General features: G+C 36.7%; 28 protein-coding genes. 5 read left to right on the top strand and 23 right to left on the bottom strand.

What is annotated here, in order from left to right:
• The first annotated feature begins 29 nt into the window (after positions 1-29).
• Entirely contained in the window at positions 30-227 is a 198-nt protein-coding gene (locus AC3G7N_RS04615) for a YtzJ family protein (RefSeq protein WP_489420972.1), read from the top strand.
• Between the two features lie 536 nt (positions 228-763).
• Here AC3G7N_RS04615 and AC3G7N_RS04610 read toward each other — a convergent pair.
• Complete coding sequence (locus tag AC3G7N_RS04610; protein ID WP_489420971.1) at positions 764-1708, bottom strand: DHH family phosphoesterase; 945 nt, start codon at positions 1706-1708, stop codon at positions 764-766.
• A gap of 116 nt (positions 1709-1824) precedes the next feature.
• Here AC3G7N_RS04610 and AC3G7N_RS04605 point away from each other — a divergent pair, with 116 nt between their 5' ends.
• Positions 1825-2118 (top strand): YtpI family protein, encoded by a 294-nt coding sequence (locus AC3G7N_RS04605; protein WP_489421082.1) that lies wholly within the window; start codon positions 1825-1827, stop codon positions 2116-2118.
• A gap of 200 nt (positions 2119-2318) precedes the next feature.
• Here AC3G7N_RS04605 and AC3G7N_RS04600 read toward each other — a convergent pair whose 3' ends face one another.
• Complete coding sequence (locus AC3G7N_RS04600) at positions 2319-3626, bottom strand: DRTGG domain-containing protein (protein ID WP_489420970.1); 1308 nt, start codon at positions 3624-3626, stop codon at positions 2319-2321.
• A gap of 77 nt (positions 3627-3703) precedes the next feature.
• On the bottom strand, positions 3704-3925 hold the full coding sequence (locus tag AC3G7N_RS04595) for a hypothetical protein (RefSeq protein ID WP_489420969.1): 222 nt from the start codon (positions 3923-3925) through the stop codon (positions 3704-3706).
• A gap of 147 nt (positions 3926-4072) precedes the next feature.
• Here AC3G7N_RS04595 and AC3G7N_RS04590 point away from each other — a divergent pair, with 147 nt between their 5' ends.
• Entirely contained in the window at positions 4073-5296 is a 1224-nt protein-coding gene (locus AC3G7N_RS04590) for an MFS transporter (RefSeq protein WP_489420968.1), read from the top strand.
• 63 nt (positions 5297-5359) lie between these two features.
• On the opposite strand, the gene AC3G7N_RS04585 is transcribed toward AC3G7N_RS04590, so the two are convergent.
• From AC3G7N_RS04585 to AC3G7N_RS04540, 10 genes are all read right to left on the bottom strand, one after another.
• Positions 5360-5899: a hypothetical protein gene (locus tag AC3G7N_RS04585; protein WP_489420967.1), complete on the bottom strand. Its 540-nt coding sequence runs from the start codon at positions 5897-5899 to the stop codon at positions 5360-5362.
• Positions 5892-6437, bottom strand: a complete 546-nt coding sequence (locus AC3G7N_RS04580; protein ID WP_489420966.1) for a hypothetical protein — start codon at positions 6435-6437, stop codon at positions 5892-5894. Before AC3G7N_RS04580 ends, AC3G7N_RS04585 begins: the two co-directional genes overlap by 8 nt.
• 15 nt (positions 6438-6452) lie before the next feature.
• Positions 6453-7373 carry a type IV pilus biogenesis protein PilM gene (gene pilM / locus AC3G7N_RS04575; protein WP_489420965.1) on the bottom strand — a complete coding sequence of 307 codons (921 nt, stop codon included), beginning with the start codon at positions 7371-7373 and terminating at the stop codon, positions 6453-6455.
• Positions 7374-7385: 12 nt separating this feature from the next.
• On the bottom strand, positions 7386-8141 hold the full coding sequence (locus AC3G7N_RS04570; protein ID WP_489420964.1) for a prepilin peptidase: 756 nt from the start codon (positions 8139-8141) through the stop codon (positions 7386-7388).
• A gap of 117 nt (positions 8142-8258) precedes the next feature.
• A complete protein-coding gene (locus AC3G7N_RS04565; protein WP_489420963.1) occupies positions 8259-8603 on the bottom strand; it encodes a competence type IV pilus major pilin ComGC in 345 nt (114 codons plus the stop codon).
• A 183-nt stretch (positions 8604-8786) separates the two neighbouring features.
• On the bottom strand, positions 8787-9986 hold the full coding sequence (locus AC3G7N_RS04560; protein WP_489420962.1) for a type II secretion system F family protein: 1200 nt from the start codon (positions 9984-9986) through the stop codon (positions 8787-8789).
• A gap of 3 nt (positions 9987-9989) precedes the next feature.
• Positions 9990-11030, bottom strand: a complete 1041-nt coding sequence (locus AC3G7N_RS04555) for a type IV pilus twitching motility protein PilT (protein ID WP_489420961.1) — start codon at positions 11028-11030, stop codon at positions 9990-9992.
• Between the two features lie 12 nt (positions 11031-11042).
• Positions 11043-12671 carry a GspE/PulE family protein gene (locus AC3G7N_RS04550; RefSeq protein WP_489420960.1) on the bottom strand — a complete coding sequence of 543 codons (1629 nt, stop codon included), beginning with the start codon at positions 12669-12671 and terminating at the stop codon, positions 11043-11045.
• A gap of 19 nt (positions 12672-12690) precedes the next feature.
• On the bottom strand, positions 12691-13089 hold the full coding sequence (locus AC3G7N_RS04545) for a hypothetical protein (protein WP_489420959.1): 399 nt from the start codon (positions 13087-13089) through the stop codon (positions 12691-12693).
• On the bottom strand, positions 13082-13519 hold the full coding sequence (locus AC3G7N_RS04540) for a type II secretion system protein (RefSeq protein ID WP_489420958.1): 438 nt from the start codon (positions 13517-13519) through the stop codon (positions 13082-13084). The genes AC3G7N_RS04545 and AC3G7N_RS04540 overlap by 8 nt, the downstream gene beginning before the upstream one ends.
• Before the next feature lie 62 nt (positions 13520-13581).
• Between AC3G7N_RS04540 and AC3G7N_RS04535 the strand changes: the two genes are divergently transcribed.
• Complete coding sequence (locus AC3G7N_RS04535; RefSeq protein WP_489420957.1) at positions 13582-14367, top strand: PulJ/GspJ family protein; 786 nt, start codon at positions 13582-13584, stop codon at positions 14365-14367.
• A gap of 31 nt (positions 14368-14398) precedes the next feature.
• Here the strand turns inward: AC3G7N_RS04535 and AC3G7N_RS04530 are convergent, their stop codons facing one another.
• The 6 genes from AC3G7N_RS04530 to AC3G7N_RS04505 form a co-directional block, all read right to left on the bottom strand.
• Complete coding sequence (locus AC3G7N_RS04530) at positions 14399-15079, bottom strand: metal-dependent hydrolase (protein ID WP_489420956.1); 681 nt, start codon at positions 15077-15079, stop codon at positions 14399-14401.
• A gap of 342 nt (positions 15080-15421) precedes the next feature.
• Complete coding sequence (locus tag AC3G7N_RS04525; protein ID WP_489420955.1) at positions 15422-16972, bottom strand: polyamine aminopropyltransferase; 1551 nt, start codon at positions 16970-16972, stop codon at positions 15422-15424.
• A 69-nt stretch (positions 16973-17041) separates the two neighbouring features.
• The gene (locus AC3G7N_RS04520; protein ID WP_489420954.1) at positions 17042-17437 is read right to left on the bottom strand and encodes a DUF350 domain-containing protein; all 396 of its coding nucleotides are present in this window, start codon (positions 17435-17437) and stop codon (positions 17042-17044) included.
• A 15-nt stretch (positions 17438-17452) separates the two neighbouring features.
• Positions 17453-18103 (bottom strand): DUF4247 domain-containing protein, encoded by a 651-nt coding sequence (locus tag AC3G7N_RS04515; RefSeq protein WP_489420953.1) that lies wholly within the window; start codon positions 18101-18103, stop codon positions 17453-17455.
• Positions 18104-18193: 90 nt separating this feature from the next.
• Positions 18194-18868 carry a PspA/IM30 family protein gene (locus AC3G7N_RS04510; protein ID WP_489420952.1) on the bottom strand — a complete coding sequence of 225 codons (675 nt, stop codon included), beginning with the start codon at positions 18866-18868 and terminating at the stop codon, positions 18194-18196.
• Between the two features lie 13 nt (positions 18869-18881).
• The gene (locus AC3G7N_RS04505) at positions 18882-19394 is read right to left on the bottom strand and encodes a DUF4178 domain-containing protein (RefSeq protein ID WP_489420951.1); all 513 of its coding nucleotides are present in this window, start codon (positions 19392-19394) and stop codon (positions 18882-18884) included.
• 175 nt (positions 19395-19569) lie between these two features.
• Between AC3G7N_RS04505 and AC3G7N_RS04500 the strand changes: the two genes are divergently transcribed.
• Positions 19570-20667, top strand: coding sequence for a M24 family metallopeptidase (locus tag AC3G7N_RS04500; protein WP_489420950.1), 1098 nt, complete (start codon positions 19570-19572; stop codon positions 20665-20667).
• A gap of 122 nt (positions 20668-20789) precedes the next feature.
• Here AC3G7N_RS04500 and AC3G7N_RS04495 read toward each other — a convergent pair whose 3' ends face one another.
• The 4 genes from AC3G7N_RS04495 to AC3G7N_RS04480 all read right to left on the bottom strand — a co-directional run bounded on the left by AC3G7N_RS04495 (position 20790) and on the right by AC3G7N_RS04480 (position 23463).
• On the bottom strand, positions 20790-21356 hold the full coding sequence (locus AC3G7N_RS04495) for an NADPH-dependent FMN reductase (RefSeq protein ID WP_489420949.1): 567 nt from the start codon (positions 21354-21356) through the stop codon (positions 20790-20792).
• A 12-nt stretch (positions 21357-21368) separates the two neighbouring features.
• Positions 21369-22427: an LLM class flavin-dependent oxidoreductase gene (locus AC3G7N_RS04490; protein WP_489420948.1), complete on the bottom strand. Its 1059-nt coding sequence runs from the start codon at positions 22425-22427 to the stop codon at positions 21369-21371.
• Between the two features lie 61 nt (positions 22428-22488).
• Positions 22489-22788 carry a rhodanese-like domain-containing protein gene (locus tag AC3G7N_RS04485; RefSeq protein WP_489421081.1) on the bottom strand — a complete coding sequence of 100 codons (300 nt, stop codon included), beginning with the start codon at positions 22786-22788 and terminating at the stop codon, positions 22489-22491.
• Between the two features lie 246 nt (positions 22789-23034).
• Positions 23035-23463, bottom strand: a complete 429-nt coding sequence (locus tag AC3G7N_RS04480) for an RrF2 family transcriptional regulator (protein WP_489420947.1) — start codon at positions 23461-23463, stop codon at positions 23035-23037.
• Positions 23464-23501: the final 38 nt, after the last annotated feature.

The raw sequence follows: 23501 nt of genomic DNA, 5'->3' as shown, positions 1-23501 counted from the left end.
ACTATTTTAATTGAAAGGAGTGGGTTCGTATGTTCATTATGAATCAGAAGCGAATAAAGGAAGAAAAGATTAACCAGTTAAGAGAAGGTCGAACAGCATTTGCTGAAACACATGAATTGATCCGATTAATTAAACGGGATATACAGAAATATGGCTTACATGTGCACTGTGATGAAACACCTTCAGGATGCTGGTTTATACCACTTCATGAGAGGATAAGTAGTTAATGTTCAATAAACCGAAAGAAGCGCTGTGTCAGCACTTCTTTTTTTATTATGCTGCTTTTTAAAGGCTGTTTTCGTATAGTTTGTTTCTCATACCACCGAAGTTGATAAAAAATGCGACATAACAGCAACGTGATTATCGCTGCGGGCAGTCGCTTTCCGCGGGCGGCTGGTGAGTCTCCTCGCGCTTCCGCACTGCGGGGTCTCACCTATGCCTTTCCTCCCGCAGGAGTCGACTGCCCTTCGCTCCAATCACTGAAGAGTGAAGAGATGAATGTTATGGAATTATAGCTCAACCCTAGCGAAGGAAAAACACGGAGACTCCTGCGGGAAAGCGAAGACGATGAGACCCCGCAGAGAGCGATCTTTGCGATCGAGGAGGCTCAGCGCAAGCCCTAAGGTGCGCGTAGTGTTTTTCCGCAGCGGTCGCAGGGAACTGAACATGATTTTTAGTTACGTCGCAGTTTATAGATTTCGTGTCAAAATCTATAAACTACGATATTGCGGCAACGCCCGGTTCTAATTAAAAGAACCTTTTATTAAGTATATGAAAGACACGCCTGATCAAGATCATGAATGACTTGCTCAACTTCATTCCATGAATCAACAGATGCACCTGCAGCCATTGGATGACCCCCACCATTGTACGTTGCAGCGATTGTATTAATTACTGGTCCTTTAGAGCGGAGGCGAACACGGATAATGTCATCTTCTTCAATAAAAAATGCCCATGCCTTAATTCCTTCTACATCTCCTAATACTCCTACTAATTGACCCGTCTCCATAACATTCACATCAAACTCACTTAATATCGACTTTGTTAGTTTAATGGTACTCATGCCAGACTCAGACAACTGATAATTCTGCAAGATATATCCACGCAACCTGGCTATTGTTTCCTTTGTATTATAGATACCATCATATAGTGTGGTACGATCGAAATTATAGGTTACAAGCTCGGCAGCATACTGAAACGTCTTTTTTGTAGTACTTGGGAATAAAAATCTCCCCGTATCACCAACGATTCCTCCATAAATAAGTCGAGCTGCCTGTTCATTCATTTTATATCCACGTTTTTTGGCATATAAAAATAAATCATAAATAATTTCACTTGTTGAACTCGCTGTTGTATCAACAGACATAATGTCACCATATTTATCCACATTTGGATGGTGATCAATTTTAATTAGCATTTTTCCTTTATCATACCGATCATCGTCGATTCGTGCAGCGTTAGCCGTATCACAGGCAATGACAAGGGCTCCCTCGTAACTATCATCACCAATCGTATCCATTTGAACTAAAAATGTTAAAGATGGATCTTCCGAACCAACAATGTATACATTTTTGGAAGGATAAGTTTCTTTAATCAAATGCATTAATCCACCTTGAGATCCAAGTGCGTCAGGATCGGGTCGGACATGGCGATGAATGATGACCGTATCATGTTTATCTATTGCTTGTACTACTTGCTCAAAGTTCATATATTTCACATCCGTTTCCTATCGTATGGGACATTTATTCTAGCAAAATTGAATAAAACAAGCTACAATAATAAAAGGAATTGTTCACCAAAAAAACTTCATATGGAGTAGATGACATGATTATTTTTCCAATTCTAATTACCTTATCACTTGTACTTTATGTGTATTATAAAGTTGCTATATTGAAAAATGATAATAACCTAACCCAAGCATATCTTAACGCAAAATCCAGAATTTGTCTTGGAAGTTTCATTTTCTTCTTTGCAATAAACCAATACATATTTTATCAAACACAGATTTCTTTATTTATAGGTATTTTATTTTTAGTACTCAGCGGGCTACAACTATCACGTGGCTTCAAAGAAGTAAAGCATTATAAAGGTGAATGGCAACGGCTAAATAATGAATAAAGAAAAACGAATGAGCCTTCCAAACAATCCTGCGTGATTATTCGCAAGAGGGTTCCTTAGAGATCACCCCCATAAAAGCTTAAAACCAGCCTAATGGGATCTTTTTGTCACAAAGAAGATTTCACTTATGACTTCGGTGAGAGACGCTACAGCACTAAAAGACAAGCTGACCAAACAACTAGTCAGCTTGTCTTTATCGTTTACCGGTCAATTAGCTGCGCCATTAGTAATCCTTTTCCGACCATTTTTTTGTTATTAAATACTTCAATATCTATTTTTGCATAGATTCGTCCAACCTCGAGCAGTTTTGGTTTAATGATGATCTTACTATCAATTTGTACAGGTTGCATAAAATAAACAGTAATATTCTCCACTACTAAATCGCCCTTTTTCACTTTTAACAACAGTCGACTGCTTGCCTCTGATATTAATGAAGTGAAAACCCCGTTTGACAATGTTCCTAACTGATTCGTCATTTGCGGTGTTACGTCTGTTTGAAAAATGGTCTGTTCCGCGTCAAGCGACTCTAAATTCCGTGCAATTATATCATCTATCGTCTCGCCTACTTGTGGCTGCCGTTGAATTTGTTGTAATGCTTTTAACACATCTTGTCTTGATACTACGCCCTTTAATTTATTTGACTGATCTACAACAGGCATAACCTCGATTCCCTCCCACACCATCATATGGGCAACATAAGCTAATGAGGTCTTTGTTTGGACAACGTGAGGACTTTTCGTCATTACCTTTTCCACATGGATCTGACCATCTTTTCCAATGACATCTTTAGAGGTAACCATCCCCACAACTCGCATTTTGCCATCAACAACCGGAAACCTGGAATGCGCGGATTGATCATTAAGTGTATACCATTTTTCCAATTTGTCTTTGGTATCTAAATAATAAGCATCATCAACGGCTGTAAAAATATCATCGACAAAAACAATTTCCTTCTTTATCAATTGATCATAAATGGCGCGATTAATCATTGCAGCAACTGTAAAAGTATCGTAGCTTGTTGACATGATTGGAATCTCTTTTTCATCAGCTAATCGTTTAATATGTTCTTCAGTGTCAAAACCACCTGTAATGAGAACTGCAGCACCCTCCTGTAAAGCAAGTTCATGCGCCTTTACCCGGTTGCCGACAATTAATAATGAATCCCGTTCTGTATAGCGCATCATTGCATCCAACTGCATTGCACCTATTACAAATTTACTCAATGTTTTGTATAAACCTGTTTCACCGCCTAAAACTTGTCCATCAACAATATTAATAACCTCTGCAAAGGTTAATTGTTCAAAGTTTTCTTTGCTTTTCCGTTCAATTCGGATAGTTCCAACACGCTCAATTGTGCTTACTAAGCCTTGATTTTCTGCTTCTTTAATTGCTCTATATGCGGTTCCTTCACTTACATTTAGATCTTTCGCCACTTGCCGAACTGATATTTTATTGCCAATCGTTAACGTTCCTATATGTTGAATGATTTGCTCATGTTTCGTTGCCACTTTATTCCACCGACCTTCAACTGTACTAGTGTATATTTTGTTGTTAATTATACAGTTGAATAGCCCAAACCTCAATGTTAAAGCCTCTGACGTTGCCTCGTTCTTTCCTGTTCCATAGATGGCGGTTCAGTAATTTGTAAAATTGTTGCACTGTTTGATGCAACGATTAGTAAAAATAAAACCAACCACATTCCCCAAAACATTGCTTCTGCCGAGGTTACTGCAGTCGGAATGATTGGCCATGCGAAATATAAGAAAAAACATGCTAGTAAAAAACGTAATACAGCATAGTGACGCATTTAAATCTCCTCCTTGGTTCCTATGCTTAACCATATGATAAGACATGTTATTCCAGAACATAGAAATAGCACTTTTGGCCATCCTAGGATAAAGAACATCTATTTAGTAAATAGTAAAATGTACTATATAAGAGAGGAAGCTTATGGATGGAAAATAGGCTTGAACAAAGCAATGAAGTTTATGAAAAAAGGTGGGCTATTGTTTCAATGGCGTCTATACCTTTAATTATGACCCTTGGCAATTCTATGTTAATTCCTGTATTGCCTATTATGGAACAAGAACTAGGCATTTCGAAACTCCAATCCAGTTACATTATTAGCGTATATTCGATAGTAGGCATTTTTCTTATCCCAATAGCAGGCTTTCTGTCCGATCGATTTGGAAGAAAGAACATCATTATTCCCTCTTTAATTATAGCTGCATTCGGAGCTTTAATAGCTGGATGGGCCTCATGGAAAACAAGCGATCCTTTTATGTATATACTGATAGGGAGGATTCTTCAGGGCGTGGGAGCCTCAGGAACCGCTCCAATTGTGTTACCTCTGGTCGGAGATATGTTCCAAAAAGATAAAGATATCAGTTCTACGTTGGGTATCATTGAAACCTCTAATACGTTTGGAAAAGTATTGAGCCCCATTCTTGGTGCTGTACTAGCAGGTATAATATGGTTTTTGCCGTTCTTTTCGATTCCTATATTTTGTCTGATATCCATAGTGCTTATCTTTTTTTTGGTTAAAAAACCGAAAGATGAACAAAAGGGACCGAAATTTAAGGACTTTAAACAAAATACGAAAGATGTGTTTAAGGAGCATAAACGTTGGCTTCTCTCCATTTTTGTCATTGGTGCTATATTAATGTTTATTTTGTTTGGAATTCTTTTTTACCTTTCCAGTATTTTGGAAGAGGTTTATAACTTTAAAGGAATTAAAAAAGGATTATATCTTGCTATTCCACTTGCTGCATTATGTTTAGCTTCATTCGTAGCTGGTAAAAAAATAAAAGACAATTTAGTTTTGATGAAATGGATTACGTTTGTTGGAATTTTGGTAGCTGGAGGTGCGGTGGTAGCCATGCGTTTTTCAGATCAGTTTATTTACTTAATAATTGTCTTTCTTATTTGTGGGGTAGGGATAGGGGCTGTACTACCTTGTATGGATGCTTTGATAACAGAAAGTATCAAAAAAGAAGTGAGGGGAACCATTACCTCCATCTACAGTTCAGCACGCTTTGTTGGTGTGGCTGGTGGCCCTCCTGCTATCGCATTATTAATGAAACAGGATATGACTTGGTTAGTTAGCTTACTGTCCATATTAGCACTAATCGCCGCCTATTTAGCTTTTAAAAACATCAAGCCGGAAACAAATAAGTAATTTTTATACTTCCCTAGGGCTATTAGAAACAGACCGCGAAGGTCACTGCACCTTCGCTTTTGCTCAATCTGTTTGGTATGCATGATATGCATGAAAGGAAACAATAAGTGAAACCTCATTTTCTGATTCGCTTACTGTTAATTTGTCCACAATAAAAAGACGTTTAGTATTTTTAAGGGAAGACAAAAATGCATTTGTATTTTCTATGGTTGTTGAAGTGGCTTCAATAGTGAATCCAGTTTGCTCAATTCCTTCTGGTAATTTGATGGATTCCGTGTTCTCTTTTATTAAACCCGATTCAATCAGATTTACAGAAATTCCTGCATTTGAAGCAATTTCCGCAATAGAGAAGAGAATTTCATCAGGTCGTTCTCCAATTGGAATGGTTTCTATTGCTTGATCACTTGAATTATTTTCACTAGTTGATTGAGTGCCGATCTTATCCACTTGTTGTTGAAACAAAGCCACACTGTTCTTCGTTGATTCCAACTCAGTTTTCATTGGTTTAATTAATGTCGCATACAAAATGAAATAAATTATGGCTGCACTGATAATAAGAATAATCATACGATACACAGTTTGCTTTGACAAAGATCTATTCATTACTGCCATCAAACTCCTTTACCAAAATATCAGCATCAATACTTACGGTTACAGTAGCTTGGTATTCAGATTCAATTTGACTGACACTTGTTAATTCTGTTCCTGTAATATAGTTCTGTTCCAATAGGGTAGAAACATATGTAGCAACTTCGGGAAGTGTTTTAAATTGAGCTCCAACGATAATTTGATTTGCATCAGCACTTTCGTACGTAAACAGGTGCTCGGCCTCCGGCAGTAATCCAACAATAGCTTTGTAAACGTCTACGTGCGGTATACTTGTTAATTTGATTGATTGTATGTCCGCATTCAACCGCTTTTGCCTTTGTTCACCCACTATGTTTTCTTGACGTTTCTTGAGTGCGCTTTCCAATTGCTCAAGCTTATTTGACTGCGTTTCTATCTGAGCTTGATAATTATTTCTTTGAATTAATAGTAAAACTAAAATACATAAGGCGAGAATAATAAAAACAATTCCAACCTTTAGAAATGGGGCAAATTTATTTGGTTGTTTTTCTAGAAGGTTTATTTCTGTATTCATTATTTGCTCCCCTTTCTATGTATCTTGTTTCAAAGCCAATCCAAGAACATCTGTATATTTTGCAGGTGTATCTTGGGTTTTATTTATTTCGTCAACTAGAGAAACAGTAATGGTAACCTTATTTAGAAGTTCATTTTTCACTTGTTTTAAGTAAGGGAAGTCTCCAGATATCAATAATTTTGTAATACTGGATTTATCGTTTCTTATATTATATTGGTAAAAATCAATAATTCGGGTAACCTCTAATGTTTGTTCATCAATAATTTGTTTAGCTGTGAGCTCATCTAGTGTCTGATTAAACGTATCTAATTTCCTATATCTTGTAAAAATTGCTTTATGTTGGTTAAACGCAGTTATCACTAACAAATCATTGTTCCAATGTATGAGTAGAACATCATCGTCCTTATTTTGTTCCTGTGAATAATAATATCGATAAACAGATAATGAAGTAAGATCGGCCGCTTCTGGCTTTAAGCCAACCTCTGTAAATACAGAAATAAACGCATTAAGCTTGTCTTTTGGATAGGCAAATAACAAGATATTCTGATTATCTTTATCAGTACCTAGTAGCTCGATATCAATTGCTGGATTTTTAAATGGAAGATAGAAACTATTACCTATTTGTGTTTCCACATACCCTTTTATTTCGTTTCCCATGAGAGCAGAAGGAACAGTCATTTGACGTATCACAACTGTGTCATCTGGTACACAAAAAAATAACTTTTTTCGTTTCCATTTCTGTGTCTGAACTAGCTTGTTAATTAATTCAAGTAGAGCGGGTTTATTCGTAATTGCGCCATCCTCAATCGTTCTTTCAGGCAGTTCTATTTCCCCATGAGTAACAAGACTATCCACGGATTTACTTTTGTGATAGGAATATCGTAGTACCCGATTTGTAATGACAATGTTCACTCTACCACTATTTCCTAACCCCATGCTAACACCTGCCTATATGTATAATCGAACGTACCAATCAATGATAGAATCACCGTGAAAATATGCTATAATTCCTGCTACAACAATGTACGGACCAAATGGAATCGGTTGTTTTCGGTCAATTAGTTTGGAAAGTAGTAATATACTGCCCACTACCGCTCCCATCATTGTGGAGAGAAAGAAAACAAGTAAAATATGTTTGAGCCCCAATACAATACCCAGTACACCGAACAACTTCATATCCCCAGCGCCCATACCACCCTTACTGACAAGGATAATGATAGCTGTGATTCCGATTCCTGTAATTGCTCCAGTTAACGAGGTATGCCATGGATCTAATGGTTGTATTATACGCACACTAATAAATAACGGGAAAAAGAAAAGGAGAACCTTATTCGGTATCACCATATAGATTATATCGGATACAAAGATAATCATTAACATAGAAACGAGTAATAATGCTGTAATTAATTCAAGTTCAAGCCCAACTTCCACATAGCATAATGCAAAAAATAAGCCAGTCGTTAGTTCTCCTATTGGGTAAATAGGAGAAATTTTAATTTTACAATGTCGACATTTGCCAAGTTGCATTGAAAAAGATAGAACTGGAACTAATTCATACCAAGCAAGTCTATGATTACAGGAAGGACAACACGACCGATCATTTGCGAAGGGTTTATTCTGCGGGAGGCGTAAACCAACGACATTGAAGAATGAACCAAAGATGAGTCCTAGAAGAAAAAATAATATAGTTAATGCGATTTCCATAAGAGTTACTCCTTATATGACTACTACATTCTGCAATGGAAGAAAACGCCTTGCAACAGATTGATGCAAGGCGTTGAATTTATTTTATTGATTTATACGCTTCTTTAGATCAGCCACCTATTGAGTTGTAGTTGTCCCGAAATTCCACACGTCATCCACTTTGTCTACAGTTTCACTACCAGAATAATCCTCAGGAACCTCTTCCAGATAACCTAACTCTACAAGCTTTTCAAGTGTGAATGATGTTGCTCCGGCACCCTCGGATACATCTGCTAACTTAGCAGCATTCTCAAACAACTCAGCATTTGCTTCTTTAGCATCTGCTTCTGCATCTCCAATAACCCCACCAATAGTCGGTACGGCAATAGCTACAATAATACCTAAAATTGCTATAACTGCTAAAAGCTCCACAAGTGTAAAACCTTCTTCTCTCTTTATCTTTATCTTAAACCGTTCAAACATCTTAACCCCACCCCTAATAGATAAATGATTACATGGACCTAGTCTGTCGGTTGCACTACTAACTCCAGATTACCCAAGTGCCCTAACTATAGGTGATCTTTCATCGTATCCTACTTTAGTCTCACTATTATTATAGTCTATCATTTAACTAATATCTACCTTTTCTACTAAAAAATTCAAGTTTCATTGGATATTTTCGAAAAGTGAAAACATTGGTATAACGACTGCTGCGACAATACTTCCGACAATAACTGTAAGCACAATAATCATGAGCGGTTCGATTAAAACTTTGATTCTATTAGATAATTGTTCTACCTCTTCTTCATAAAATTCTGCCGCTTTCATCAACATATAATCCAATGTACCTGTTTTTTCACCGATTTGGATCATTTGCACGACAAGCGCTGGAAATGCCCAGTGATCCTTCATTGGCTTTGTTAAAGACTCCCCTATTTCTAAGGATTCACGAGATTTTGTTAATACCTTCTGCATGACCCGATTATCCACTACTCTTTCTGTAATCTCCATCGATTGAATAATTGGAACAGAGCTATTAAAAAGTGTGCTAAGCGTCTGCAACATTCGAACTAACACACCTTTATGAATCAAAATACCCAGAAACGGGAATTTCATCTTTACACTATCTATTCGATATGCAAGTTTATCAAACTGTATAAAATATTTATACAACAGAATCATTGCTATAACTAGTAACAATAAAATCCACCAATACGCAGCAACAAAGTTACTTAACGTTAAAATAAATTGGGTGAATGAAGGTATACTCTCATCAAAGGTACGAAACATACCAACAAATTGCGGAACAACGAATACAAGTAAGAACATACTCAATAAAAGTGTTATGACACCAACTACACTGGGATAGATTAATGCTGACACAACCTTTTGTTTATTCCGATACTCCTTTTCATAGTAATCAGCCATTTGATTTAAGATTTCATCCAGTTTACCGCTAGCTTCACCCGCATAGATCATGTTGATTAAGAGACTCGGGAATACCTTTGAGTGTTGACCAGCTGCAGATGATAAAGATTGTCCATTTTCCAGCTGTTTATCAATAGCTGACAATGCATGCTGTAAAGCGTAATTACCCGTTTGTTTTACCATTGTCTTCGTTGCATCCGAAATGGAGATTCCAGCCCGGATTAACGTAGAATATTGCCTTAAAAAAATGACAAAGTCTTTATTTTTCACCTTTTTGTTTAAAATAATATCTTTATTCCAGGGCTTTGTTTCAACAATATCAATGATGATATAGCTTTCCTTTTCCAAAACTTGTATAGCCTCCTGTTTGGAATCAGCCTCTATTTTCCCATTGATCTTTTGACCTGAGATTCTTCTCCCTATGTATTGATAATTCATCGATTAAAAATTCCTTTCCTGCAAAAAGGGGGCTATACATTCATATGTAACGTGGCCTTCCTGTAGCAAACGCTTCAAATCCATTTCCAATGTATGCATGCCTCGGTCTATTGATGTTTGCAAAACATTTTGGACCTGGTGTAGCTTTTCATTTCGAATTAAGTTTTTCACCGCAGAGTTATTCACAAGTACTTCGGTTGCCACTACTCGTTTTGTATGATCCTTTGTAACAAATAGTCGTTGCGAAATTACCGCTTTTAATAATGATGACAACTGAATCTGGATTTGCGTTTGCTGATTGGAGGGAAACACATCAATTATTCGTTCGATTGTAGAGATAGCATCAGTAGTATGTAAAGTTCCCAGCACCAAATGTCCTGTCTCTGCCGCTGTAATAGCAGTAGATATAGTCTCCATGTCGCGCATTTCACCAACTAATATAACATCTGGATCCTGACGTAAACTTGATCGAAGTCCATTCGCAAAACTATTCGTATCAAACCCAATTTCTCTCTGATCAATCACACATTTATTATGTGTGTGCATATATTCAATTGGGTCTTCAAGCGTAATGATATGCTTTTGCATTGTTTTATTCATATAGTCTAACAGCGCAGCAAGTGTTGTACTCTTACCACTGCCAGTCGGCCCTGTTATTAAAATCAGTCCTTGGGGCGATTGGACAAGCTGTTTTACAACCTGGGGTAAAGCTAAATCCTCAATTGTTGGGATTATTCTAGGTACAATCCGTATGGCTAATGACAATTGCCCGCGTTGAAAAAACGTATTAATACGAAACCTTGAAACACCATTTATACCATAGGTGAAATCCAAATCACGGTTACTTTCTAATTGCTTCCAAGATTCATCGGAAGTAATTTCCTTTACTATTTGAAAGGTATTGGAAGGTTTAAGAGCCTCTTGTTCTTGCTCTTCTAATATTCCATTCACCCGAAAAATTGGAGGCTTACCAATGGTTAAGTGAACATCCGAAGCTTTTTTATGATATGCATTTGTTAACCATTCATCAAATTTTTCTTTCATAAGATAAGCCCCCTAAATGCTAATCGATACTTGCATAATCTCTTCCATTGTGGTTAATCCACTTTGCATTTTAGCTAATCCATCTTGAAGCAGTACAGTTGTGTTGTTATCCTTTAAATAAGAACGAACCTTCGATAACGATTGGTTGTTTAATAACATGCCTTTAACCGTATCATCTATAACTACAACCTCCTGTACCGCGACTCTACCACGGTATCCTTGATGATGACAGCTGCTGCAGCCTTTGCCATAGTATAGCTTTTCAATTGTCATTCCATTTTTCAGAAATAATTCTTTTTCCATATCTGCGGGTTCTCGTTCTGCTTTGCAATCCCGACATATTTTTCTTACGAGACGTTGAGCAACTATTCCTGTTAGAGAATTCACAACTAAGTATGGCTCAATTCCCATGTCAATTAACCTTGGAACCGTGTCAATCGCACTATTTGTGTGTAATGTACTAAATACAAGATGGCCTGTCATAGATGCACGAATAGCAATCTCAGCAGTTTCCTGATCACGAATCTCACCTATCATTATAATATTTGGATCCTGTCTGAGCATAGATCTAAGTCCAGTTCCGAAATTCAAACCAACTTTATCATTTACTTGAACTTGGTTAATCCCTTCCAATTGGAATTCAACGGGATCTTCAATCGTTAAGATGTTCACGTTTTCTTTGTTTAAATGATTGATAGAAGCATATAAAGTAGAAGACTTACCAGAACCGGTTGGACCAGTCAACAATAAGAGTCCAGATGGCTGTTCAATGAGGTTTAAATACCGCTTGTAATTCTCTTCAGAAAAGTTCAATTCGCTTAACTGCATTAATGCATTTTTTAAATCCAGAATACGGATAACTACCTTTTCTCCATAAACAGTTGGTAAGCATGATATACGCAAATCTACTGGATTTACCCCCACTGTCGTTTTAATTCTTCCATCTTGTGGTAATCTTGTTTCTGTAATGTTTAAATTAGCTAAAATTTTAATCCTGGCAACTAATGGATTTTGTATATGCTTTTGTAAAACCTTTTCTGTTTGTAATCTCCCATCAATACGATACCGTATCAGCATATTTGACTCTTGGGGATCGATATGAATATCACTTGCTTTTAACTGAACCCCCGTCGTTAAGAGCTGGTCGAGAATTCGGATAACCGGTGCTTCTTCATCCTTCTCGTTAGGATTGTCTTGTAATTCCTCCGTCTCATTCTTAAAATAATATTTATTTATCGCATAAAGGATATCATCTTTCGCAGCAATTACTGGTAAAATACGATAACCCGTAGCCATTTCTAAGTCATCAATAACGTAATAATCCATAGGATCCTTCATCGCAATCATTAATTCATTTCCTTGAACTTTTAACGGCATGATATAGCTTTTTTGAGCCATTTCTTTTGATACATAACCTAATACTTGTTCATTAACTGGATAATTATATAAAGAAACATGCGGGATTCCAAGTTGAAACTCCAATACTTCTATCAATTGTCTTTCGGTGATATACCCCCGATCTAGTAAAGCGTCGCCAAGTTTCTGATCACTGTCTTTGTTCTCTAACGTTTCATTTAATTGTGAGGTAGTAATAATATTTGAATCCTGTAATAAATCGCCAAGCCGTTTTCGTGTAATCATTGTCCACACCTCCATTTACTTATGGTAAATTGATAATTAATTCGTCCTCGATTGTTTTTTCCTTGCCAAAGGCTGTTCCAGTACTTTCAATTTGAATTTTTATCTCATCATTAGTTGATGATATTTCAGTTAACGTGATTAAAAATTTTCTACTGGCATCTAACGGCACACTAGTAAACAAGTCAGCAGTATAATCCCTGATTGGTTCCTGATTCTTGTATTGGTCTATTTGACTACGATAAAAGTCTATCCCCATCTCAGCTACCAAGCGTGCATCAATAGTATGTTCAACCGTATTAACCTGCTTAGTTGTAGTCGTAATCTGATAGAACTGTGTGAGGATAAATAAAAGAAATAACGTAATAACCATTAATGTAACAACTAGTGCTGCACCACGTTCATTTTTAAAACTATTCATTAGCATCACCGTGAAGATATGTATAAGATTCACTGGATTTCCCATTCGGTGAACTAATTTGTATTTTTGTACGATATAAACCTAGTTTAGATTCTTCATCTGTCTGACAGACATTAACCACTACGGAATGAGATACACCATTTATACTATATCTCGGCAGATTAGTTTCAATTTGATAGGATAAGGGACAATCTGGTATACGCTTTCCTTCTAAATTAGAAACTATTGTTTTATCCTGTTTTATATCATAGATAGCCTGTTCTAATAGATTTCCAGCCACTAATTCCTGTTCAGTTTTGTTACTCCATGACATGATTTGTGGGAATATTGGAAGAAAAACAGCAATAACCATTCCCAGAATTGCAATTGATGCTATAATTTCAATAAGAGTAAACCCGTTGCTTTCTACATTATAGTGTTCGTTATACAAGAAAGTTCACTCCTATGTTATGACTTTTTACCTATTATACCATGTAATTGGATGTGTAAAAGATGAAATTCAGACAATTTAAAGGTGAAAAAGGCCTTACACTTATCGAGGTGCTGGCTTCTTTAAGTATATTCGCTATCTTAATAGTATTATTGTCAACATTTATCATTCAATTAGTTAATAGTGAAGAAAAAACGAGCGGATCTATTTCCTTACAACAAAATACGAATATATTAATGGCAGAAATTCGTGATCAGTATTATAAAGGAAAGTCAGAGATCTGCTTTCAGGAATATGGAGAGTTAATCAACAAAGGTGATTCAGACTTCGTAAATGGGGACCATTCTTTACCCATAAATAATAGTTGTATCATAGGGGTGAACACACAAGAACCTTTATCCATACACCTTTCTACAACAAATTCTACAAATCAACATTTCACTGTCGAAACAACCTTAGCAACAAACGATGAGTATGTTTTAAATCTAGAAGAAAATCCAGATAGCTTTACCCTTGGGGATATGGATGAAGAATGTAAATTTACAGGAAATACAAAATTCGCTGATACCTTGCTTAAAAACAAGAAACATGAAGAATGCCATAATGAATATACTATTTATGGTAGCGCTGCTTTTACGGGTGATTTGATTGTTAAAAATAAAGTTAAAATTACGGTGGAAGGAAACTTTTATGTTTTTGGTAAGTTGAATTTTAAAGGTTCAAAAGGTATGATTTGTGTTAGCGATGCTATTAAAACTGAGGAATCTGTTAAAGATTTTACAATTAAAAAAAATGCGTCAGACTGCTTTAAGCCTGAGGGATATGACATTTATATTTTAAAAAAATAAGTGTGAGCATATGCGCCCACACTTACCTTTTTTATAATTCCATTATTTCCCCAACCTTCATCGCCTTGCCTTCACCAGTCTTGACCTTTCGTGCAAAGTCATCCGGATTTTGCTCGATCACTGGGAATGTATTGTAATGAACAGGTACAACTACTTTGGATTTTATCCAGTCCACAGCAATTAATGCGTCTTCCGGCCCCATCGTGAAATTGTCACCAATTGGTACAAATGCTACATCAATGTCATTCATTTCACCGATTAATTTTAAATCTGAAAACAACCCAGTGTCACCTACATGATAGATTGTTTTTCCGTTAACTGTTAGCAAAATTCCAGCAGGCATTCCGGTGTAAACCATTGAACCGTCTTCTTCAGTAAATGCAGACCCGTGAAATGCTTGTGTGAATTTGACTCTCCCAAAATCAAATTCATGCGCTCCACCAATGTGCATCGGATGAGTGTATAATCCTTTTGATCCCAAATAGCCAGCTAATTCATTAGGAGCTACAACCAAAGAATCGTTGTTTTTTGCTATTTGGATCGTATCCCCAACATGATCATTATGTCCATGTGTAAGCAAAATCACATCCGCCTTTACCGTATCAGCATCTAAATCACAAGCCTCGTTTCCTGAGATAAATGGATCAATTAAAATCGTATGTGTATCTGTCTCTAGTTTGACAACTGAATGTCCATGATAAGATAGTTTCAACATAATCTCTCCTTTTAAAATTTGGCTCTTTTAGTAAAGATTGTTGTTTTTAACGCCGCAGTTGAAATATACTCGCTTTCCACGGGCAAGCCGCAAGCCTCCTCAGCTCTAACGCAAAGCGAAGGCGACTGCTCAGCGCCTAGCAAATAGATAGGCGCTAGGAGCCTAGACACTCGTTCCCCGCTTCCGGGATCTTGCGTAGCTTTCTCTTCTAAGCAGGAGTCTCGCATATTTCCACTGCTAATAAGTATCTTTTTCCTATACAGTCACACTCTTTCTTTTAATAACAACAAACTTTTAGAAAACAGCCTAAAGTTTCATCTACCTATATGCTTTACCCGTTTAGTAATTTTTCCATGCATTCTCATACAAACGAATTAAATTTGGATCAATTAACGTGTTTGGTACTAAAGTGAAATTCTCTCCAGCTTCATTCACAATTTGTCTATCCTCATCTTTTCCAAACTTTGTTAAACCTAGTAACATTTCGCCTGTTAAAAATTCAGTTTCTACGTCAATTGATAAGTTTTCGATGTTAATTTCTTCTCGACTCGCCATTACAAAGCCCCAGTTTCCAAAGCTTGGAACATCAACATGTAAGTTTTCAGTATATAGTCCTGTAGCTCCTACTGTTTCAGAGATTGTCCAATAAACTTTGGTTGCAAACACTGGGCTTGTGGATTGTATCATTGTTGCTCCACCAGGATTTAAATGATTCCGAATTAACGAATAAAACTCCTTGGTATACAATTTATTTAAGCTTTCATTGTTAGGGTCTGGTAAATCCACAATGATGGCATCATACCATTCTTTTGTGTTCTCTAAATACTGAAAAGCATCCTTATGAATGACGTCAACTTTGTCATTTTGGAGAGATCCTTCATTTAATTTTAGAAGCCGCCGATTAGAGCTAGCTAGCTCAACAACAGCTGGGTCTAAATCAACCAAGGTTATTTCCTCAACTTCATCATATTGCAAAACTTCTTTTGCAGCAATACCATCACCACCACCCAGGATTAAGACATTCTTGTGTGATTCTGCTTGTGCCATCGTTGGGTGAACAAGAACCTCATGGTATCGATACTCATCAGTTGAACTAAATTGCAAAGATCCATCTAAATAGAGTCTGGTATCACCATCATCATAAGTCAGTATTATCTTTTGATATGCACTTTGCTCCATGTGTATGATTGGATCTTGATAGAGTTTTTGTTCAAAAGTAAATGCCACGGCTTCACCGAAGAGTACACCAATAATTAACAGTAACCCAATGATGATTCCAAACGTCGCATGTGTTGCGAAGTTTTTGATCTCTTTTCGAAATAACCATAATATCGTTAGTGCAACTGCAAGGTTAATGCAACCAACCAGGAACGCAGATTTTACCATTCCAAATTGCGGACGTAATAAAAATACAAATAAAAGGCCGCCAACTAGCCCTCCAGCGTAATCTGAAAAAAGAACACGCGCGGTGCTTTTACTAAGTTCGACGCCAATTTCATTAGCCTTCCGAATAAGTATTGGCAGTTCAATCCCCGTTAATCCACCAACTAAAAGTGTAATAAAGTATAAATAAAAGGCATCCGTACCCTCTGGTGCAAATGCTGTAATTCCAAACATTGTAAAGCTTGAAAATCCACCAATAATAGCTACACCAAACTCAATCCAAACAAAGGTCAAGATGAGATTTTTCATAACCTTTTCACTAAGACTAGCTCCAATACCCATTCCAGTTAAAAATAAGGAAATGGTTAATGTATATTGCTTTACACCATCTCCTAATATGTATGAACCAAGTGCTCCAAACAAAACTTCAAATATAATACCACAAATAGATACAATACCAGATGCCCAGTATATTGTTTTGCTCTTTCTAATTGCTAACTCGTTCATATTTACCACTCCATGCCCTACTATATAAACAGAAGAAAGCGGACAAATGCCCGCTTTTGGTTTCCTCACTTATGATATAGACGCCCCAATTACAAATGCTAGTCCGATTGAAACACCCATTGATAAAATTCCTACTGCAATATTATTTTTGGAAAGCTGTTCTTCCACTGAGAATTTGCGGGTGAATAGATCAAATAATAAATAAGCAATCATCTGTAACACTACACCATAAATCCCCCAAATTAACGTCTCATAAACTTCATTGCTGTGATAAATTGCAAATGCTAAAATAATGCATATCCCAATAATTTTACCTGCAATTGACATAGAAACGGCTACATTTCCCTCTTGAACTGCTTCTAGATCCTTATATTTCTTAGTCATCACTTCAAAAATAAATAACCCGATTAATACAATTACAACTGAAATTGCAAAATAAACAAATGTCGCAATATATGGTCCCATTATTCCACTCTCCTTTTATTTTCCTGAACCAGGTCCGCCACCTCTAAATGATGTATCCCCCCGGTTAGGTGTTCCATAGCCTCCACCAGTATATCCGCCATAACAACTTCCTGATCTACATTCTTGTGATCTCCGTCTATTCCAATCATTCACACCAAGAACATTATCTAAGAGTCTAAATGCAAAATATGTACCCAGAAAACTTGGTGCATAATTTCGGCGTACAAATTCATCGTCAGCAACTTCTATTATTAAAGCATCATTGTCGTCAGGGCTAACTTTTAATGTGACAAATTCATCTGGATAAATAAAAATCTGTTGATTGTTTTTCACTTCACTTTTCTCATCTGGTTCCATTACTTCTGATAAAACGGAAGCCAATTCACTTAGCTCGAAACGCTTAGTGGCATAGATTTCAGCATTATTAGAATCAGCTTGAACAACATCCATTAATGGAAAATTCGCTTCAATAACATCATCAATTTCATTACTGGAATTATTTTTAATCTTATCTATAATTTCATCTTTACTAGGTTCTTCTGGAATATCATCTGTGGTAATTTCAACTTCTTCTTGTATGCCTCTGTCATTTGAAAATGGGGACGAACATCCTGCAGCTATAATCATGATGAATACGAAACCAATAAGCACACTCCATTTTTTCACCCATTATTCCCCCTTTCGTTACTATTCTTTTTAACGTGAAAATTAGGGGTAGCCTCTTTTGCTAAAGAGACTACCCCCTTTACCTTTTCGTTACTCTTTATCTTTGTTCATTTTCTTTTTCAAGGCTGCAAGTTCATCATCAACACCGTTGTCCTCTAAGTCTTCGAATTCATCATCCAATGAACGACTCTCTTGTGAAAGATCTTCACTAGTTTCTGCTTCTGCTTCAAAACGCATAACCTTTTCTTCCATACGTTCAAAACCAGCTTTTGAATCATCATTACCAACCGAAGACATTGTTCGATTCATTTTCGTGCGAGTCTTAGCGGATTCTGCACGTGCTTTCAATGAATCTTGCTTCAGCTTCATTTCTTGATATTCTTTTTTCATTTCATCAAGTTTCCCACGTAAACTGTCGGAATCCTTTTTAGCGCGTTCCCATGATTCTTTGAGTAACGTTGCTTGCTTTTCATGTTCGCCTTTATCTTGTAATGCGCGGCGTGCAAGATCTTCATCATTTGCATTTAGCGCCTTTTCCGCTTGTTTTTGTCTTTTGTCTACCATTGCCTGTGCATCGTCTGATTTACGCTTAAGCATTTTTTCATTTGCAATTTGTTTTGCTACTGCACCTTCTACCTCACGAATATCCTCCGACATATCACGCATAAACTGATCTAACATTTTTACAGGATCTTCTGCCTTATCTAATAATGTATTTAACTCGGAACTTACTACCGTTGAAACTCTTTTAAACATTTTAAACATACAATTTCCTCCTCTAATTTGATCCAGCTAATATTTTTATTTCATATGCTTCTATTGGATGACCACAGCTTACCTCAAACTCTGTACCCCATGACTCAACGCTAAGATAATTTTCGTCCTCACTGTCGCTATAATCAGCATAATGTGTTTCTGAACCCTGTAGATTTGAACTTCTTCCCTCTCCCGTAACGGCAGCTTTTCCTTCTTCCTGAAGGAAATATGTCTTACCATCGTAAACCAACTCTTTTGGAAAAGGTTTATTTACAGGAAGTTGAACTTTTTCATAGATGCCAAGCTCAAGCTCATCATCCATTTCAGCGGCTAACCAAATCGTATCATGACCTTCTAACAATTGATATCCATACCATTTATAACTGCCATCACGATATGTGATTTTCCCTACCACTTCAAAATCTCGTAAATCATACGTAATGATATCACCAACTTTAATTGTTAATGCATCACGCTCTTTTGGTGCAGGTCGATCGGCTTCCTTTTTCTTAAATAAATTTGAAAATAAACCCACAGCTTCACCTCTTTTGCATCTATATATTACTTCCTACATTCCGTATTACGAATACATACGAGAAAAGGTTTCAAAATTTTAATTTCCCAATTATAATTGTAACATTTTTTCAGTTTATGAATAGCAATACGTTTTTTGTTATACTAGAGGTATTCTATGTTTATGAGGTGAAGAAATGACAAATCGAATCGATACACTACTTACAGAAATGAAAGCGTCTAATTTAGACAGCATGCTTGTGACATCTAAAGCAAATGTTTACTATTTGAGTAACTACTTAACAGATCCACATGAGCGGGTAATCGCTATTTATATATCGGCCGACCATGATCCTATTTTAGTTCTACCAAATATGGAAAAAGAAGATGCTCTTGCTGCAGGATGGTCGTATGAATTAGTTGGCTACCATGATCATGAAGATCCATGGGAATTATTCAAAAAGGCCCTTCAAAAAAATGATACGTTTCCACAATCAATTGCTATTGAGTATGATCAAATGACAATTGATCGTTATAACGCAGTATCTTCTATTCTTCCCAATACTGCTATTAAGGATGCAAAAGAAACATTAGCAAATCTACGCGTAATTAAAAATAAAAAAGAATACACCATACTGAAACAAGCTGCAGATCTCGCTGACTTCGGTATAGAAACTGGCATAAATGCGATAAATGAGGGCGTAAGAGAGATTGACATCATTGCAACCATTGAATACGAATTAAAGAAAAAGGGAATTCAGGGTATGTCATTTTCTACAATGGCTCTTTCAGGTGCGAAAACCGCTTCACCACATGGAAACCCCGACACAAAAAAAATTGAAAAAGGTGACATGGTTCTCTTTGATTTAGGCGTTATTTATGAAGGATATTGTTCCGATATCACACGAACTGTCGCATACAAATCCATCGATGATGAACAAAAAAAGATCTATCAAACCGTATTAGAAGCTGAACAAAAAGCAATTGCTATTTCAAAAATAGGTACTGCGGTTGGTCAAGTGGATTTAGCAGCACGTAAACATATTGAGGATGCAGGATATGGTGAATACTTTACCCATCGAATTGGCCATGGGATAGGTCTTGAAACACACGAATATCCTTCTATGCATAACCAAAATAAATTGTCACTTAAAGAAGGTATGTGCTACACGGTCGAACCAGGTATTTATGTTCCAAATATCGGTGGAGTGAGAATTGAGGATATGATTTTCATGACGGAAAAAGGTCCTGAAGTTTTAACAAAATCCCCTAAAGAATTACGGATTATCGAATAGCCAGTAAGCCGCATTTTCCAAATATAATTATGACAATAAGCACTGTATTTGCGCAGTGCTTATTTTATTATGGGAGTTATACGACATATTCCATAGGCTCAGTTTGTTAACCGATTTTTCTATTAAAAACCGTATTCTGCTTCTTTAGCTTCACGTATTTGCGTATATGTTTCCGTTAATACTACTGTATCTTCAACTAAACGATCGATACGGTAAAAGACATCATCATTTGTAATTTCTTTTCGATAGAAATCCTTTTCCTCGATAAATACATAAGCCTGAACAATTTGTGCTTTCATATAACCCAAAATAGGTTTTAATTGTTGTTCTACAATTAAGTAATGCTTTGCTGAACCAGCTGTCACAAACATACTAACAACTTTATCGTGAAATGCGTTTACAGGAAGTAAATCAAATATGTTTTTCAATGTAGCTGGTATGGATGCCTGAAAAATAGGTGTCCCAATAATAATTGCATCAGCTTCCATAATTCTCTGTGCAACATATTTTGTATCACCTTCATAATCCATAAAATTACGTCCATCACTGAACTGAACATCATATTCAGCTAAATCAATCAATGTCACTTGTGCATCTGGATGTTTTTCAGTGACAGCTTTAACAGTGTAGTTCATAGCAGTTCTTGTTTTTGATCCGATTTTTGAACCAGATAATCCAATAATCTTCATTTTCTCTGCCTCCTAGTTTTTTGCCGTATATTTTTTTATTGCTGGTAAAATTTCTGTACCAATCAGTTCAATGTTTTTCATTAACCTATCAAATGGCACACCACCGAAATCAATTTGTGCAATATAACGCTGGTGGCCAAACACTTCATGCTGATAGAGAATTTTTTCAATAATTTCCTGTGGACTACCGATATTCATGACATTATGCGGATCTACGCCCTGTGCGAAGTGCTGCTTCGGAAAACCTTGCCCGTTCGTTCGCTTCATCCCTTCATTGATGTGAGGATACATGTCTTTTAGAGCCTGCTGTGATGTTTCAGCAGCATAGAAAAATCCGGCAGTTGCAATTGGCAGGTCCGAAGGATCAAAACCGTTATTTTGCGCCGCCTCACGATAAGCATCAATAGACCGCTTAAAAGCAGTAGCTGGTCCACCTAAATGAGCAAGAAACATCGGAACACCAGCATTCCCCGCTTTCATTGCACTAGCAGGTGATCCACCAACCGCACGCCAAATTGGCATCGAGCCATTTTGTGGACGCGGAAGTACCTTTGCATTGTTTAATGGTGCCCGGAATTCTCCACTCCAGTTCACAACTTCATCTTCATTAATCTTCTGCAACAGTTCAAACTTTTCTTCATACAACTCTTCATAATCACGTACATTATAGCCTAGTAAATCAAAGAGTCCAATTCGTGAGGCGCGACCAGCAACAATCTCCGCACGACCCTTCGAAATCAAATCAAGCGTAGCGAAATTCTCATATACACGTACAGGGTCTGATGTGCTAATAATCGTAGAAGAACTTGCAATTTTAATTTTTTCTGTGGCCTGAGCAATTGCTGCGAGAACAACAGCATGCGCCTGTGTTGAAAAATACTCCTGGTGACTTTCACCTACACTAAAAAAGTCGATGCCTGCCTGATCAGCTAGCTTAGCATATTCAATGATTTCATGAATGCGTTGTTCTGCAGAGATTCTCTCTCCCGTTAAAGGATTTGGTAAGTGATCACCTAGTGTATAAATACCAAATTCCATTCCTTTGCTTTGATCAATACGATATTTCTCCATTTAATTCTCACCTTTCTTTTACTACTTTTAGTCTCTTATTACGTACAGTTAAGATACCTTCTCATACCCAAGTACTCATGCCACCTTTAACAATCCTTACTTTTTCAAATCCTTGTTTCTTAAGGATTTTAGATGCCTTTATACTTCTCAATCCTATTTGACAAATAATTACCACTTCTTTACTTTTATCAAGCTCGTTCAACCGGTTCCCCAATATGGACAAAGGAACATTTTCAAATGGCTTACGGTGATCTATTCTATAATCATATGGTGTTCTCACATCGATAAATTGTATACTTTTGTCCGTAAACTTATTTTTTGTTTCCTGAGTGGTTATATTCAAAACCCCTTTAACAGGCATAAAACGACTTACTGCAAAGAATAATGCACCAATTATGATAATCAATTGTAGTACGGTTGCCAAAATGTCCCCTCCTTGCTAATTGACACTTTCAGTTCGCCTATTCTTTTACAAAAGCGAATTTTTATATAATGAATGATTTACAACTGTAACTATAATAGTTACAGTTGTAACAGAAAAAGGTGCTGAATGTATCTATATTAAGATAATCTCAGACGATATATTACATTTGAAACAAACTCCATGTTAACCAGGAGGTTTTTCTTGTTTTTGTTTTACAAGATTCACGATATCTTCAATGTTGTATTTGCCTAAAAACTGTCCCAGATGTTCTTCAGCACCTAGAAAAATAGAAAATAACACACTTTCCATATTTGCTCCAACAACACAATCCTCATTTACTTCCGGGCATTTCGGCTGTAATGCTCCTTCAGACGTAATCTTATATATTTCCCAAAGAGTAACTTCGCTAGGATTAGAGGTAAATATAAACCCACCACCAGTCCCTTCTCTTGATTCTATATAGTTGTATTTACGCAATAAACCTAATACCTTTCGAATTTGAACTGGATGCACAGAAGCGCTTTCTGCTATAGCACTACTTGATGACATACCATCCGGAAGCAGTGAAAGGAACGTTAAACTATGGACGGCCAGTGTGAAATCACTATTCATTATTTGTCCTCCTAAATTGTACTGAACGATGTCCCAAA

This window comes from Virgibacillus carmonensis, from assembly GCF_057836705.1.
The sequence above is the reverse complement of the archived record's forward strand: the minus strand, read 5'-3'. Positions and strand labels throughout refer to the sequence as shown.